This window comes from Pseudomonas sp. SIMBA_067 (assembly GCF_046534675.1).
In the GTDB taxonomy this organism is placed as follows: Bacteria; Pseudomonadota; Gammaproteobacteria; order Pseudomonadales; family Pseudomonadaceae; genus Aquipseudomonas; species Aquipseudomonas putida.
On record NZ_JAWRYH010001524.1, the window covers coordinates 1 to 229 of the forward strand.

Sequence of the window (229 nt, forward strand, 5' to 3'; positions counted from 1 at the left end):
CTGGTCGTGCTGGGCGTTGGCCGCCTGCAGCAAGGCTTCGGGGCTGTCGGCCGTGGCCTTGGTCAGTTGGAATCGCTGGTTCAGGAAGCGCCCCGTGCTGTTGCTGTCGACAATCGCCAGTTCCGCGCCTTGCAGCCCGGCATCGGCAGGTTCGGGGATGATGTTGGACAACAACGGGCCTGGCTCGGGGCGATAGTTCAGGTAGCCGATGCGTACCTGCAAGGGTTCT

General features: G+C 64.2%; 1 pseudogene. It reads right to left on the bottom strand.

The window, feature by feature from the left end:
- Positions 1–229 (bottom strand): annotated as a pseudogene (locus SB765_RS34540) (branched-chain amino acid ABC transporter substrate-binding protein); the annotation flags it as partial.